Source organism: Nonomuraea sp. NPDC052634, assembly GCF_040678535.1.
GTDB classification, from domain to species: domain Bacteria; phylum Actinomycetota; class Actinomycetes; order Streptosporangiales; family Streptosporangiaceae; genus Nonomuraea; species Nonomuraea fastidiosa.
In genome coordinates, this window is sequence record NZ_JBFATY010000001.1 from 2,225,159 (window position 1) to 2,238,721 (window position 13,563).

The window sequence follows — 13,563 nt, forward strand, 5'->3', positions numbered from 1 at the left end:
GGCCAGGACACGCGGCGGACCCGGATGCCGTGCGCGTCACGGTCCGGCGAGTCGTCGTAGAGGCGCTCAACGGGCGGCGTGTCCGGCGGGCCGGCGGCCGACGGGACAGGAGCTCGGGCCGCCGGCGGCCCGGGTCAGGTGAAGGGGGCTGCCAGCTGGTCGAGGGACTGGGCGATCACGTCCTGGAGCGGGCGGGTCTCGTCCTCCGAGCACCACTGCTGGGTGGCCACCCGCAGCGCCGCCAGGAACGTGGCCGCGACGAGCCGGGGGTCGGCGGCCCCGTCGCGTCCGGCCACCGCCTCGCTCAGATCGTTCTCCAGCTGGATCCGGTTGGCGAGCTGGCGGGCGAGCAGGGACGGGTGGCGCATGGCGAGGCGGGCGCGGACGTGCCATTCGCGGTCGGGCCCGTCGTGCTCGTCGAAGAGGCTGTCCAGCGCCCCGCGCAGCGCGAGCCAGGCGGAGCGGTCGGGCGGCTGCTCGCGTACGCGGCGCACGAGGGTGTCGTGCATGTGCTCGTCGCCGTACAGCAGCGCGTCCTCCTTGCCGGCGAAGTAGTTGGAGAACGTCCGGCGCGAGATGTTGGCGGCGTCGGCGATGGCCTCGACGGTGACGTTGTCGAGGCCGTGTTCGACGGTGAGCCGCAGCGCGGCCTCGTGCACGGCCTGCCGCGTCTCTGCCTTCTTGCGCTCACGCAACCCTGCTGTACTGCCCATGGTGCGACATAGTTTACCCATTGGGAATAAATGCTCAATGAGCAAAGTTGCCGCTTGAGCATGTAAAGTGTCCCAGTTGCTTCCCTTACACACCCTGAACGGAGGTTGCGTGTGAGTGCCCAGCCGGCAGCGCCGTCCGCGGCGGAGCCGATGACCCACCGCCAAATCCTCAACGCCCTCAGCGGCCTCCTGCTCGTCCTGTTCGTCGCCATGATCAGCGCCACCATCGTCTCGGTGGCGCTGCCGCAGATCATCGGCGCGCTGAACGGCAGCCAGTCGCAGTACACGTGGGTCGTCACCGCATCCCTGCTGGCCTCGACCGCCTCGACGCCCATCTGGGGCAAGCTCGCCGACCTGTTCAACAAGAAGCTGCTGCTCCAGATCTCCATTGTTATCTTCATGGTCAGCTCGCTGGCCTGCGGGTTCGCACAGAACACCGGCCAGCTCATCGCCTTCCGCGCCCTGCAGGGCCTGGGCATGGGCGCGCTGCAGATCCTCACCCAGGTCGTGATCGCCGCCATGATCCCGCCGAAGGAGCGCGGCCGGTACAACGGCTACCTCGGCGCCGTCATGGCCGTCGCCACCGTCGGGGGCCCGCTGCTCGGCGGCCTCATCGCCGACACCTCCTGGCTCGGCTGGCGCTGGTGCTTCTTCATCGCCGTGCCGTTCACCATCGCCGCGTTCGCGCTGCTCGCCAAGACCCTCCACATGCCCACCGTGCGCCGCGCCGACGTCAGCATCGACTACTGGGGCGCCGCGCTCATCGCCGCCGGCGTCAGCGTCCTGCTCATCTGGGTGACCTTCGTCGGCAACTCCTTCGACTGGCTGTCCTGGCAGACCGCCGCCATGGTCGGCGGTGGCGTGGCGCTGCTCGCGCTGGCCACGTACGTGGAGTCGAAGGTGCGCGAGCCGGTCGTGCCGCTGCACGTCATCAAGCGCCGCGACCCCGCGCTCGCCATCCTGGCCAGCCTCTCGGTCGGCATGGCCATGTTCGGCGGCGCGGTCTTCCTCGGCCAGTACTTCCAGATCGGCCGCGGCTACGGCCCGACGGCCGCCGGTCTGCTGACCATCCCGATGATGGTGGGCGTGCTGTTCTCCTCGACGATCAGCGGCCGGATGGTCTCCAAGAGCGGCCAGACGAAGCCGTACATCCTGGTCGGCCTGGTCGTGCTGCTCGCCGGGTTCGGCGGGCTGTCCACCATCGACCACGAGACGTCGCTGGTGCTGGTCTCGCTCTTCATGCTCGCCGTCGGCATCGGCGTCGGCATGTCGATGCAGAACCTCGTCCTGGTCATCCAGAACACCGTCCCGCTGCGCGAGGTCGGCGCGGCGAGCGGCGCCATCACGTTCTTCCGCTCGCTCGGCGGCACCGTCGGCGTGTCCGTGCTCGGCGCGGTGCTGGCCAACCGGGTGGCGACGAGCATCACGGAAGGGCTGGCCAAGGCCGGCATCCCGGTGACCGGCGACGGCGCCGCGGCGAGCGGCAGCCTCAACATCGCCGCGCTGCCCGAGCCGATCAAGCAGATCGTGCGCGCCGCGTACGGTGACGCGACCGGCCACATCTTCCTCGTCTCGGCCGGCATCGCGGTGGTCGGGCTCATCGCGGCGTTCTTCCTCAAGCCGGCGAAGCTGCGCGACAGCCTCGACCTGCCGGCTCAGCCGATGAAGGAGGACGCTCCCACCCCGGCCAGTCCCGCGTAAGGCGTCAACAAACCCGGAAGGCCGTAAGAGCCCGGTGGCCGCGTGAGCCTTCGGGAGAGCCGGAAGACCCGAAGGACCCGGAAGGCCGCGTTCCCGTCTCGCCCGCGGGGACGCGGCCTTCCGTCACTTTCCCGCCGCGGGCAGGACGGAGCGGACGGCCTCCTCCGTACGGGCGACCACCGCCGACCCGTCGTCGGCCGTGATGATCGGCCGCTGGATGAGCACGGGATGGGCCGCGAGCGCCTCGATCCACCGCTCGCGGGCGGCGGCGTCGCGCGGCCAGGAGGCCAGGCCCAGCTCCTTGGCGACCGTCTCGCCGGTCCTCGTGATGTCCCAGGGTTCGAGTCCGAGCCTGGCCAGCAGGTCGCGCAGCTCGTCGGCGCTCGGCGGGTCGTCGAGGTAGCGGCGTACGGTGTAGCCGGCGCCCTCGGCGTCGAGCACGGACAGCGCGGCGCGGCATTTGGAGCAGGCCGGGTTGATCCAGATCTCCATGGCCACCGACAGTACCGGGGCCCTCATCACTTGTCCCGGATCAGGTCAGCACCCGCCTGCCGTCGCCCATCCTGACCTCTCCCCTGCCTATAACGGAGCGATCCGAAGGGGGGAGGCGTTTCATGAGGATCGCACGCATCGCCACAGGGCTGGGACTGCTGGCAGCCCTGCTCGTACCGGGGCAGGCCACGGCGGAACCGGCCGCGCCCGCGCCGCGCCCGCTGAATTTGGTGCTCGACGGCCGCTCGTTCACGCTCAAGAACGCCTTCGCGATCCTGGAGGGCCGCCCGGTCTCGGCCAGAATCGCGCCGAACGCGCAGGCGACGATGGCGCGGACGCGGGCGGGCGCGCTCGAAGCGCTGGAGAGCGGGCAGCGGGTGTACGGCTGGAACCAGGCGCTCGGGCCGCTGAAGGACCGGCCACTCTCGCCGGAACAGGCCGAGCAGTTCCAGCGCAACGTGCTCCGCTCGCACGCCGCCGGGGTCGGCGAGCCCGTGCCCGATCACGTGGCCAGGCTGGCGCTGGTCATCAAGGCCAACCAGATGGCACGCGGCACGTACGGCGTGCGCCCCGAGCTGCCGCAACGGCTCCTCGCCCTGGTCAACGCCGGGGTCGTGCCCAGGATGCCGCAGATCGGCTCGCTCGGCACCGGCGACCTGCAGCCGCAGGCCGCGGCCGGGCTGGCGGCGATCGGCGAGGATGCGCCGGTGCGGTACGCGGGTGAGGAGGGGCCCGCGTCCGCCCTGCTGCCCAAGGCCGGGCTGCCGGCCTCGTTCACGCTCAAGGCCGGGGAGGCGCTGCCGATCGTCAGCGGCAGCACGGTCGTGGCGGCCCTGCTCATGGACGCCGTACGCCGGGCCACGGTACTCGCCGACCAGGCGGAGGGCGCCTTCGCGCTGTTCATGGAGGCGACCAGGGCCGAGCAGGGATCCTTGGACGCGCGTACGCACAAAGAACGGCACATCCCCGAGGAGAACGCGGTCGCTGCGCGGCTGCGGGCGATGGTGGCGGGCTCGGGCTGGATGACCGAGGAGGGCCGCAAGCGGCTCGACCCCGAGAACTACGAGCCCCGGGTGCAGGACGCGGTGTCCGTACGGGCCGCGCCGCACATCCTCGCCGGGCTGCGGCACGTGCTCGCCGACGCCCGCCGCACCCTCGTACGCGAGGCGAACTCCTCCACCTCCAACCCGCTCGTCTTCCGGCGCAAGCAGGGCACCGGCTACGAGTTCGTCATGGGCGGCAACTGGGACGCCTCGATCATGGGGCACCTCGCCGACAGCCTCAACGCGGAGATCGCCGACGTCGCCGTCCTGTCGCAGGAGCTGTCCGGGCGGCTGCTGTCGCCCCGCTGGAGCTACGGCCTGCCCGCGAACCTCGCGGGCGGCACGCCGGGGCTGAACTCCGGCATGGTGCAGGTGCAGTCCGTCGCCGCGGCGCTGATCCCGGAGCTGCAGGTCAGGGCCACCCCGGCCGGTACGCTGTCCCGCCCGGTCAAGGACGGCCAGGAGGACCACAACACGATGGCCATGGCCTCGGCCCGGCACCTGCACGAGAACCTCGACCGGCTGGAGATCGTGCTGGCGGTGCAGTACCTGATGGCCGCCCAGGGCATCGATCTGATCGCGGACAAGATGACCGGCCTGCCGCTCGGCCCCGGCACCCGCGCCCTGCACGCGGAGCTGCGCCAGTACGTCGCACCACTCGGTGACGACCGCTACATGACGCCTGATCTGGAGCGGGTCGTCGCGCTGATCAGGAACGGCCGCCTCGTGCCGCCGCCGACGACCACCCGCCCCTGACCCCACCCGCACCCGCCGCCGTCGCCGGCACCGGCACCGGCGTCAGTGCGCCCCTGAGCACGACCGCTCCCGCCGCCGTCGCCGGCGTCAGTGCACCTCTGAGCACGGAGGGGCGCCGGAGCGGAGGGGTGTTCGACGGCGGGCGAGGACGGCGGCGCGGTTTTCCTGCTTCCTTGACAAATCCTGACAAGCCTGACCTGCGGGAACACAAGTTCCTGAATGCCGGTTTCGTTGCGTTCTCAGGTAAGGGCTCTACAGTGGGCACGCGATCGCCCCGACCGACGACGCAATGAGGGAGTAGCAACGCGCATGTCCGTGACCCCTCGGGACCCTGCAGACAGCCAGGTGCCGCGCGTCCGCGGCAACGACTACCGCGTCCTGCGGCCGCCGGAGCGGTTCACGCCCCGGTTGCGGGTCAGCGTGGTCATCCCCGCCTACGGCGCCCAGGACAAGCTCGACCTGGTGCTCGCGGGGCTGGCGCGGCAGACGTATCCGGCGGAGCTGACCGAGATCATCGTGGTGGACAACGGCAGCGATCCGCCGCTGCGGCTGCCCGAGGGCAGCGCCGCCCGTCTGGTGGTGTGCGAGCGGCCGGGCCGGGCCGCCGCCCGTAACGCCGGGCTCGCGGAGGCGACCGGCGACGTCATCCATTGGCTCGACTCCGACGTGGTGCTCACGCCGGGCGCCCTCGAGGCGCACATGCGCTGGCACCACACGGCCCCCTATCTCTCGGTGACCGGCTACATCCGCTTCACCAGCGCCCCGCTGCCCGACGAGCTGCCCGATGACCTGGAGGCGGCGTTCGAGCCGGCCGAGCCGCACGCCTGGCTGGTGGGCCTGGTGGAGCGGACCGACGGGCTCACCGCCAACCCGATACGCCCGTTCAGCCTGCACGTCGGCGGCGCCACCTCGGTCAGCAGGCGGCTCATCGAGGCCGCAGGGCCGATGGACGAGGAGCTGATCCTCGGCCAGGACACCGAGATGGGCTACCGGCTCGCGCAGGCGGGCGCGGTGTTCGTACCGGAGCCCAAGGCTCGCGCCTATCACCTCGGGCCGACCATGCGGATGCGGGAGCAGAAGCGCATCGACCGCGTCAGCCACGCTTTCGTCGCCGACCGCATCCCCACTTACCAGTGGCTGCGCACCCACCCCGCGCGGCAGTGGAAGATCCCGCACGTCACCGCCGTCGTCTCCGGCACCGCCGGGTACGAGGCCGTGCGCTCCAGCGTGGACGCCCTGCTCGCCTCGACGGTGCCGGACCTGTCCGTCGTCGTGACCGGCCCCTGGGACACCCTCGACCGCGACCGCCGCGCCCCGCTCAAGGACCCGAACCTCGATCTGGTGCTGGTCCACGGCCACTACGAGCACGAAGGCCGGGTACGCCTGGCGACCACCGAGGAGGTCCACCCGTCGGTGCCGTTCGTGCTGCGGCTGCCCGCCGGGTGGATGCCGGGCGAGGACAGCGTGGCGCGGCTGCTGCGGCTGGCCCGCAACGAAGCGCTCGGGCTGATCAGGGTGCTGCTGGACGAGACGCCTGACGGGGTGGTCGAGGCCCGGCTCGAACGCGTGGCGTCCTTCTCGCGCGCCCGGCTGGTCGCCCGTCCAGGCGAGCCGCTGGAGGACGCGGTGGACGACGTGTCCGGGGTGCGGTGGGTGACCGGCGAGGAGTACGACTTCTCCCCCTCCGGTGACGAGCTGCCCGAGCTGGTGGGGCGGCGGGCCGCGTACAAGGCCAGGGTGCAGGCGCAGGCCGAGGTGGAGCGGCTGACCAAGGAGAACGAGCGGCTGCGCGGCCAGGTCGCCAAGTGGCGCGACGAGGCGGGGCGCTGGCGCAAGAGCACGGTCGAGCTGCGGCGCGAGGTGGGTACGCTGCGGCGCGAGCTGCACGCGGCGCAGCGGCAGGCGCGGCAGCCCGCACCGCCGGTGACCCTGACTGGGCGGGTGAAGCGGGTCATCCGCCGCCGCGTCCTCGACCGCCTGCCCGCCTCCACGCAGAAACCCGCCCAGAAGCCCGTCTCGGACGCCTCCAAGCAGGCGACGCAGCAGGCGACCCAGCAGGCCCAGGCCGCACCGGGGAACGGCACGCACCCGGGCTCGAACGGGCACCAGGGCGGCGCGTAGCCGCCCGACTTCCCGGCATGCGAAGCGGGCGGGGCCGGCGGGGGCGATCCTCGCTGCCGGTCGACCAGCGCTTCGGCCGACACGGCCGTGCTGCCTGCGTGCCTTCCCCGTCCCCGCGGCCTGTACGGCGGACGATGGACAGATGCGATCAGTCCCACGCCTGCCGGTGCTGAGCCTGGCGCTGGCCTCGGGAGCCGTCGACGCCTTCACCTTCCTCTCGCTGGGCCACGTCTTCACCTCGAACATGACCGGCAACCTGGTGCTGCTCGGCATCTCGGCGGCCTGGAGCCAGTTCGCCGACGCGGTGGGCTCGCTGGTGGCGCTGGCCGCGTTCACCTGCGGGCTCGCGGCGGCGTTCCGGTTCACGCGCGGGGTGACGGGGTGGGCGCCGCGGACGAGGCTGGCGGTGGCGGCGGAGGCCGGGCTGCTGGTGGTGCTGCTGACCGGCTGGGCGCTGTCGGCGCCGCGGCTCGGGCTGATCGCGACGGCCGCGTTCGCCATGGGGGTGCAGAGCGCGGTGACGCACCGGCTGCGCACGTTCATCGGCTCGACCACGTTCATCACGGGGGCGCTGACCACCACGCTGGCCCGCCACCTGACCCCCGGCACCGGGCAGCCGTACGGGGCCGAGCTGGTGGCGGTGCTGTTCGCGCTGGCGCTCGGCGCGACGGGCGGCACGCTGCTGGTCCGCCTGCTCCCCCTGGCCGCGCCCGCGCTGGCGCTGTTCGCGGTGACCGTGGCACTCGCCGCCAGCGCGTACGCATGACGCCCCGAGAAAGACCCGGCAGTGTCGGGACGCGGGTGCTGGGTAGGAGGAGCGGCCACGAGCGGAGGAAGCGGGGGCCATGTCGGAGCTGCTGACCGGGGACTTCTACCAGTTCGAGGACATGCTCGCCGAGGACGAGCGGCGGACGCTGCATCGCGTGCGGGAGTTCCTGCACGACAAGGTGGTGCCCATCGCCAACGACTGCTGGCTGCGCGGCGAGTTCCCGATCGACCTGGTCAAGGAGTACGCCGAGCTGGGCATCGCGGCCCTCGCCCACCCCGAGTGCCCGGGCTCGAAGCCGAGCGGCCTGCTCAGCGGCTTCCTCGCGCTGGAGATGGCGCACGCGGACCCGTCGATGGCGACGTTCTTCGGCGTGCACACGGGCCTGGCGATGGGCAGCATCGCCGCGTGCGGCTCGCAGGAGCAGCGCGAGCGCTGGCTGCCGGCGATGAGCAGGATGGACGAGATCGGCGCGTTCGCGCTCACCGAGCCGCTGGGCGGCTCCGACGTGGCGGGCGGCATGCGGACCACGGCCAGACGCGAGGGCGGCACGTGGGTGCTGGACGGGGCCAAGCGCTGGATCGGCAACGGCACGTTCGCCGACCTGATCGTGGTGTGGGCGAGGGACGTCGAGGACGGGCAGGTCAAGGGGTTCGTGGTGGAGAAGGGCACGCCCGGGTTCACCGCCACGAAGATCGAGAACAAGATGGCGCTGCGCACGGTGCAGAACGCCGACATCACGCTGTCGGGCTGCCGGGTGCCGGAGTCGAACCGGCTGGCGAACGCCCGGTCCTTCCGCGACACGGCGCAGATCCTGCGCAGGACCCGCAGCGGCGTCGCGTGGCAGGCGGTCGGCATCATGATCGCCGCGTACGAGATCGCGCTGCGCTACGCCGGGGAGCGCGAGCAGTTCGGCCGGCCCATCGCGTCCTTCCAGCTCGTGCAGGACCTGCTGGTCAAGATGCTGGGCAACGCCACCGCCTGCCTGGGCATGGTGGTGCGCCTGGCGAAGCTGCAGGACGAGGGCGTGTTCAAGGACGAGCATTCGGCGCTGGCCAAGGCGTACTGCACGTCGCGGATGCGGGAGGCGGTCGGCTGGGCACGCGAGCTGCTCGCGGGCAACGGCATCATCCTCGACTACGACATCGCGAGGTTCGTGGCGGACGCGGAGGCGATCTACTCCTACGAGGGCACCCGGGAGATCAACACGCTCATCGTCGGGCGGGCGGTGACGGGGCACAGCGCGTTCGTCTGATCGTGGCCGCTCATTTGACCGGTCCCACGCTCGTCCCCCTGATCGATTCCCTGGTCGTTCGCGCGGAATTGGTCACTGTGCGTGGCATGACGGCCGTCACGATTCACGAATCGTAGGTTGACAAAGAGTCAACCCACCATTCGCGATGTTTCTTCGCATCCGTACCTTGAAGTACATCTGCCCCATCGGCATAGTGGACGGACCACAGGCGCAATCAGGTCGTGGCGGGCAACCTCGGGGGGCGGTAGCGAGTCCACGGCCACCCGGCAGCGCACAGGCACGCGCGGAATGGATGAAGGATGAGTTCGCCCCCGCCGATCCGTACCAAGCTGCTCAGGATTCTTTTACTCCCGCTGGTCTCGATGGTCGCGTTATGGGGGTTCATCGCCTACTCGAGCGTGGACGAGATCGTCGAGGTCTCGCAGACGCAGGACCGTTGGGAGGCCATCGGCTCCCCGCTGCTCCAGCTGATCGTCGAGCTGCAGCGCGAGCGCAAGCTCTCCGCCGAGGCGCCCGGCAGCACGGCGGCGTACAGGCCGCTCACCGACCAGCGGCACAAGACCGACGCCCAGGTCGCCAGGATCCGCGAGATCATCGACGACATCCTCGAAGGCGAGACCGATGAGGCGCCGGCTCAGGTCGAGGCGATGGTGCAGGCCCTCGACGGGCTCCAGTCGCTGCGGGCCTCCGCCGACGGCGGCGTACTGGCCCCGCCGCTGACCATCATCGAGGCGTACAACAACCTGATCGCGGTGGTGAACCGGCAGTTCACCGACCGGGACGCGCTGAGCGACGTCTCCTCCTACCGCGCCGTGCGCGGCATGGCCGCCTACAGCGCCACCGCCGAATACCTGTGGCGCGAGCACGCGGTGCTGACCAGCACGATCGTGCACCGCAGGATGACCCCCACCGACCGCGCCGCGTTCGTGGCCGCCATGACCAGCCGCCGGCTCGTCTTCGCCAACGCCGAGCGCGACGCCGGGCCCGAGCTGCGGGCCGCCTACGACAAGCTGGTGGCGAGCGAGGCCTACCAGCGCGTGGTCGCGGTCGAGGACGAGCTGTTCACCTTCGACACGGGCGGCGCGCCGCCGGTGAACGGCAACGAGTGGCGCGCGGACGCCGAGGCCGTGCTGGCCCAGATCAACCAGGCCACGCAGGCCGAGCTGGCCAGGGCCGCCGCCGAGGCCGAGAGCCAGAAGGTCGGCGCGTACTGGCGGATCGGGCTGGTCCTGCTGATCGGCCTGGCGGCGGTGCTGGTGTCGCTGGCGCTGTCGTACCGGTTCAGCCGCTCGCTGGTCGGCGAGCTGCACCGGCTGCAGGGCTCGGCGGTCGAGCTGGCCGAGCAGCGGCTGCCCCGCCTCGTCGAACGGCTGCGCCGCGGCGAGGACGTGGACCCGGCCACCGAGGCGCCCCCGCTCGAACCGGCCGAGACCGCCGAGGTGGACCGCGTGGTCGACGCCTTCGCCGCGGTGCGCCGCACCGCCGTCGAGGCCGCCGTCGGCCAGGCCGCGCTGCGCAAGGGCGTCAGCCAGGTCTTCCTCAACCTGGCCCGGCGCAACCAGGCGCTGCTGCACCGCCAGCTCTCGCTGCTCGACACGATGGAGCGCAGGGTGGAGGAGCCGGACGTCCTTGAGGACCTGTTCAAGCTCGACCACCTGACCACCCGCATGCGGCGGCACGCCGAGAACCTCATCATCCTGTCCGACTCCGCGCCCGCGCGCCGCTGGCGCGACCCGGTGCCGCTGTTCGACGTCGTACGCGCCGCCGTGCTGGAGGTCGAGGACTACACGCGGGTCACCGTCGCGCCCATGCAGGACGCGCCGCTGCTCGTCGGCCCGGCCGTCACCGACGTCATCCACCTGGTCGCCGAGCTGGTCGAGAACGCCACCGTCTACTCGCCGCCCAACACCACCGTGACCGTGCGCGGCCTCACCGCGGCCAACGGGCTGGCGCTGGAGATCGAGGACCGCGGGCTCGGCCTGAACGACGCCACGCTCGCCGAGCTGAACGCCCGCCTGTCGGACGTGCCGGAGTTCGACCTGGACGACACCGACCGGCTCGGCCTGTTCGTGGTCGCCAGGCTCGCCGCCCGGCACGGCATCAAGGTCATGCTGCGGCGCTCGCCGTACGACGGGACCACCGCCATCGTGCTGCTGCCCGCTTCGCTGCTCGCCGAAGCCCAGCGCCCGGCGCTCACCGCCGGCTCGTCCACCGCGCCGAGCTCATCCTGGGGGCAGGACACGAGCACCGCCCCCGAGCGCGGCACCTGGTTCGACGCCCCGCACCGGGACAGCGCGCCGGAACCCGGCACGACCTGGACGCCCGAGCCCGCCTGGCTGTCCGGCACCGTCCCGGCCGCCAGGCCGGCCCCCGAACCGGAGCCGGCACCCGGCTCCCCCACGACGAGACCCGCGACGGCACCCGCCACGGGACACACCATGGGAGACAACACAGGAAACGCCAACGGACGCTCGGGGCCCCCGCTCACGGGGCCCGACACCGGTGACGTGGAGCTGCCGATGCGGCGACCGGCCGGCGGCGGCCCCAAGCCCACGCCCGTACCCGGATCACCGGGGAACGGCGGGGCGAAGGAGGCGTGGAGCGTCACGGTGCCGCCTCAGGACGCCGACGACGATCTCGACGGGCTGCCCATGCGGATCCCGCAGGCCAGCCTCGCTCCCCAGCTACGTGACTCCGGACGCGTGCACCGGCGCGTCGTCGCGGAGCGCAGCCCTGAGGAGCTCGCACAGCTCATGTCGTCCATGCAACGCGGCTGGCAGCAAGGCCGCCGCCAGACGGGGCACGAGCACGACATGTGGAACCGAAAGGACGACCAATCCGATGCCTGACTCCAGAAGCGAACTGAGCTGGCTGCTCGACGACCTCATCCAGCGCGTGCCCGGCATCCGGCACGCCATCGTGCTGTCCGCCGACGGGCTGAACATGGGCAGCTCCCAGGGCTTGACCAGGGAGGACGCCGAGCACCTCTCCGCCATCTCGGCCGGCAGCCACAGCCTCGCCACCGGAGCGGGACGGCACTTCGGGCTGGGCGGCGTCCGGCAGACCATCATCGAGCTGGAGGAGGGCTTCCTGTTCGTCACCGCCGCCGGCCAGGGCGCCAGGCTCGCCGTGCTCGCCTCGGCGGACGCCGAGCTGGGCATGGTCACGTACGAGATGGCGCTGATGGTCAAGAGGGTCGGCGAGCACCTCTCCGCGCAACCGAGAGGAGCGGCACCGGCTCCGGCCTGGAACGGTTCGAGGCAGTGAGCGGGGACGATCCGGGGCCGCTGATCCGGCTGTTCGGGCTGACCGGGGGCCGGGCGCGGCCTCAGGGCGAGGCGTTCGACCTCATGGCCATCGTCACGACGGCCGGCGACGCCCCCGGGCCTCCGGACCTGATGCCGGAGCATCGCTCCGTGCTGGCGCTGTGCCGCAGGCCCACACCCGTGGCCGACGTCGCGGCGCACCTCCGGCTGCCCATCAACATCACCAGGGTCATCCTGGACGATCTGCGCCGCGACGGCCTCGTCACCATCGACCGCCCGCGCCCCGTCGCGCAGACGATCGACGAACGCATCTACAGGGAAGTGCTCCATGGGCTACGCAGTCTCTGAGCCGGGGACGGCGCCGGCCGTCCCTGCCTTGGCCATCAAGATCCTCATCGCGGGCGGCTTCGGCGTCGGCAAGACGACCATGGTGGGCACGATCAGCGAGATCCGGCCGCTGCACACCGAGGAGCTGCTGAGCGACCGCGGCATCGGCGTGGACGACACCTCGGGCGTGGAGTCCAAGGTCACGACCACGGTGGCGCTGGACTTCGGCCGGATCACGATCAGGGACGGGCTGTGGCTGTACCTGTTCGGCACGCCGGGTCAGGACCGGTTCTGGTTCATGTGGGACGAGCTGGCGCTCGGCGCGCTGGGCGCGGTGGTGCTCGCCGACACGCGCAGGCTGCAGGACTGCTTCCCCGCCGTCGACTACTTCGAGCAGCGGCAGATCCCGTTCGTGGTGGGGGTCAACTGCTTCGACGGCGCCCGCCGGTACGAGCCGTCCAAGGTGCGGCGGGCGCTCGGGCTTGCCGAGCACATCCCGATCGTGATGTGCGACGTGCGGCAGCGCGAGTCGGTCAAGGAGGTGCTGACGACGCTCGTCACGTACGCGGTGAAAGGCCGATGAAGGTCTGATCACAGGTACGGGCCCGCGCCCGGGCCGCCCGGCGGGCGAGGCGGTCCCGGACGTCCCGGCAGCTCGGGATGGGCCGCCTGGTGGAGCGACAGCCCCACCTTGATGCCCTGGAACACCCCTTCGAGCCAGCCCACGAGCTGGCTCTGCGCGATGCGGATCTCCCCCTGGGTGAGGGTGCCGGACGTGGCGGGCAGCAGCCGTTCCAGCTCTTCGCGCAGCTCGGGCGCCACCGACTCGCCGATCTCCGCGACGACGCGCGCGTGGATGTGCCCGAGCTGCTCGCGTGCGTGCTCGTCGAGCGGCAGCCCGCGCGCCTCGTCGAGCATCGATCGGGCCATCGTGCTGACGCGCAGCAGCCGCGCCGGCTCCTTGACGCGCGCGATCTCGGCCTCTATCGCGGCCTCGGCCGCGTCCTCCGGTTCCGCCGCGCCGGGCGGGATGGGAGGGGCGACCGGCCGGTGGGGATCGGGTGCAGAGGTCATGTCGCCGTCCTGTCGTCGCAGCTCGCCCCACGTGGGGGCGCGGTCCTCA

At 71.8% G+C, this 13,563-nt stretch carries 12 protein-coding genes; 9 read left to right on the forward strand and 3 right to left on the reverse strand.

The annotated features are described in order from the left end of the window. Nucleotides 1–134: 134 nt before the first annotated feature. Entirely contained in the window at nucleotides 135–713 is a 579-nt protein-coding gene (locus tag AB0K67_RS10030) for a TetR family transcriptional regulator (protein ID WP_364055864.1), read from the reverse strand. Nucleotides 714–863: 150 nt separating this feature from the next. Here AB0K67_RS10030 and AB0K67_RS10035 point away from each other — a divergent pair, with 150 nt between their 5' ends. Continuing rightward, entirely contained in the window at nucleotides 864–2,414 is a 1,551-nt protein-coding gene (locus AB0K67_RS10035; RefSeq protein ID WP_364055867.1) for an MDR family MFS transporter, read from the forward strand. Nucleotides 2,415–2,537: 123 nt separating this feature from the next. Here the strand turns inward: AB0K67_RS10035 and AB0K67_RS10040 are convergent, their stop codons facing one another. Then, entirely contained in the window at nucleotides 2,538–2,933 is a 396-nt protein-coding gene (locus AB0K67_RS10040; RefSeq protein ID WP_364055870.1) for an arsenate reductase family protein, read from the reverse strand. A 95-nt stretch (nucleotides 2,934–3,028) separates the two neighbouring features. On the opposite strand from AB0K67_RS10040, the gene AB0K67_RS10045 reads away from it, so the two are divergent. The 8 genes from AB0K67_RS10045 to AB0K67_RS10080 all read left to right on the forward strand — a co-directional run bounded on the left by AB0K67_RS10045 (nucleotide 3,029) and on the right by AB0K67_RS10080 (nucleotide 13,023). Then, the gene (locus AB0K67_RS10045; protein WP_364055873.1) at nucleotides 3,029–4,705 is read left to right on the forward strand and encodes an aromatic amino acid ammonia-lyase; all 1,677 of its coding nucleotides are present in this window, start codon (nucleotides 3,029–3,031) and stop codon (nucleotides 4,703–4,705) included. 309 nt (nucleotides 4,706–5,014) lie between these two features. Next, nucleotides 5,015–6,826: a glycosyltransferase gene (locus tag AB0K67_RS10050; RefSeq protein ID WP_364055876.1), complete on the forward strand. Its 1,812-nt coding sequence runs from the start codon at nucleotides 5,015–5,017 to the stop codon at nucleotides 6,824–6,826. 142 nt (nucleotides 6,827–6,968) lie between these two features. Beyond that, entirely contained in the window at nucleotides 6,969–7,592 is a 624-nt protein-coding gene (locus AB0K67_RS10055) for a YoaK family protein (RefSeq protein ID WP_364055879.1), read from the forward strand. 79 nt (nucleotides 7,593–7,671) lie between these two features. Further along, nucleotides 7,672–8,847 carry an acyl-CoA dehydrogenase family protein gene (locus AB0K67_RS10060; protein WP_364055882.1) on the forward strand — a complete coding sequence of 392 codons (1,176 nt, stop codon included), beginning with the start codon at nucleotides 7,672–7,674 and terminating at the stop codon, nucleotides 8,845–8,847. 299 nt (nucleotides 8,848–9,146) lie between these two features. Continuing rightward, nucleotides 9,147–11,696, forward strand: coding sequence for a nitrate- and nitrite sensing domain-containing protein (locus AB0K67_RS10065; RefSeq protein ID WP_364055885.1), 2,550 nt, complete (start codon nucleotides 9,147–9,149; stop codon nucleotides 11,694–11,696). Continuing rightward, nucleotides 11,689–12,114, forward strand: coding sequence for a roadblock/LC7 domain-containing protein (locus AB0K67_RS10070; protein ID WP_364055888.1), 426 nt, complete (start codon nucleotides 11,689–11,691; stop codon nucleotides 12,112–12,114). The genes AB0K67_RS10065 and AB0K67_RS10070 overlap by 8 nt, the downstream gene beginning before the upstream one ends. Continuing rightward, on the forward strand, nucleotides 12,111–12,461 hold the full coding sequence (locus tag AB0K67_RS10075; protein WP_364055891.1) for a DUF742 domain-containing protein: 351 nt from the start codon (nucleotides 12,111–12,113) through the stop codon (nucleotides 12,459–12,461). Before AB0K67_RS10070 ends, AB0K67_RS10075 begins: the two co-directional genes overlap by 4 nt. Further along, entirely contained in the window at nucleotides 12,442–13,023 is a 582-nt protein-coding gene (locus AB0K67_RS10080) for an ATP/GTP-binding protein (protein ID WP_364055894.1), read from the forward strand. The genes AB0K67_RS10075 and AB0K67_RS10080 overlap by 20 nt, the downstream gene beginning before the upstream one ends. 8 nt (nucleotides 13,024–13,031) lie before the next feature. Here the strand turns inward: AB0K67_RS10080 and AB0K67_RS10085 are convergent, their stop codons facing one another. Next, nucleotides 13,032–13,514 carry a proteasome activator gene (locus AB0K67_RS10085; RefSeq protein ID WP_364055896.1) on the reverse strand — a complete coding sequence of 161 codons (483 nt, stop codon included), beginning with the start codon at nucleotides 13,512–13,514 and terminating at the stop codon, nucleotides 13,032–13,034. Nucleotides 13,515–13,563: the final 49 nt, after the last annotated feature.

Coding starts and splice junctions, on each gene's coding strand:
- AB0K67_RS10050 (WP_364055876.1), top strand. CDS start 5,015: ATGTCCGTGACCCCTCGGGACCCTGCAGACAGCCAGGTGCCGCGCGTC.
- AB0K67_RS10045 (WP_364055873.1), top strand. CDS start 3,029: ATGAGGATCGCACGCATCGCCACAGGGCTGGGACTGCTGGCAGCCCTG.
- AB0K67_RS10055 (WP_364055879.1), top strand. CDS start 6,969: ATGCGATCAGTCCCACGCCTGCCGGTGCTGAGCCTGGCGCTGGCCTCG.
- AB0K67_RS10035 (WP_364055867.1), top strand. CDS start 864: ATGACCCACCGCCAAATCCTCAACGCCCTCAGCGGCCTCCTGCTCGTC.
- AB0K67_RS10070 (WP_364055888.1), top strand. CDS start 11,689: ATGCCTGACTCCAGAAGCGAACTGAGCTGGCTGCTCGACGACCTCATC.
- AB0K67_RS10060 (WP_364055882.1), top strand. CDS start 7,672: ATGTCGGAGCTGCTGACCGGGGACTTCTACCAGTTCGAGGACATGCTC.
- AB0K67_RS10040 (WP_364055870.1), bottom strand. CDS start 2,933: ATGAGGGCCCCGGTACTGTCGGTGGCCATGGAGATCTGGATCAACCCG.
- AB0K67_RS10080 (WP_364055894.1), top strand. CDS start 12,442: ATGGGCTACGCAGTCTCTGAGCCGGGGACGGCGCCGGCCGTCCCTGCC.
- AB0K67_RS10085 (WP_364055896.1), bottom strand. CDS start 13,514: ATGACCTCTGCACCCGATCCCCACCGGCCGGTCGCCCCTCCCATCCCG.
- AB0K67_RS10065 (WP_364055885.1), top strand. CDS start 9,147: ATGAGTTCGCCCCCGCCGATCCGTACCAAGCTGCTCAGGATTCTTTTA.
- AB0K67_RS10030 (WP_364055864.1), bottom strand. CDS start 713: ATGGGCAGTACAGCAGGGTTGCGTGAGCGCAAGAAGGCAGAGACGCGG.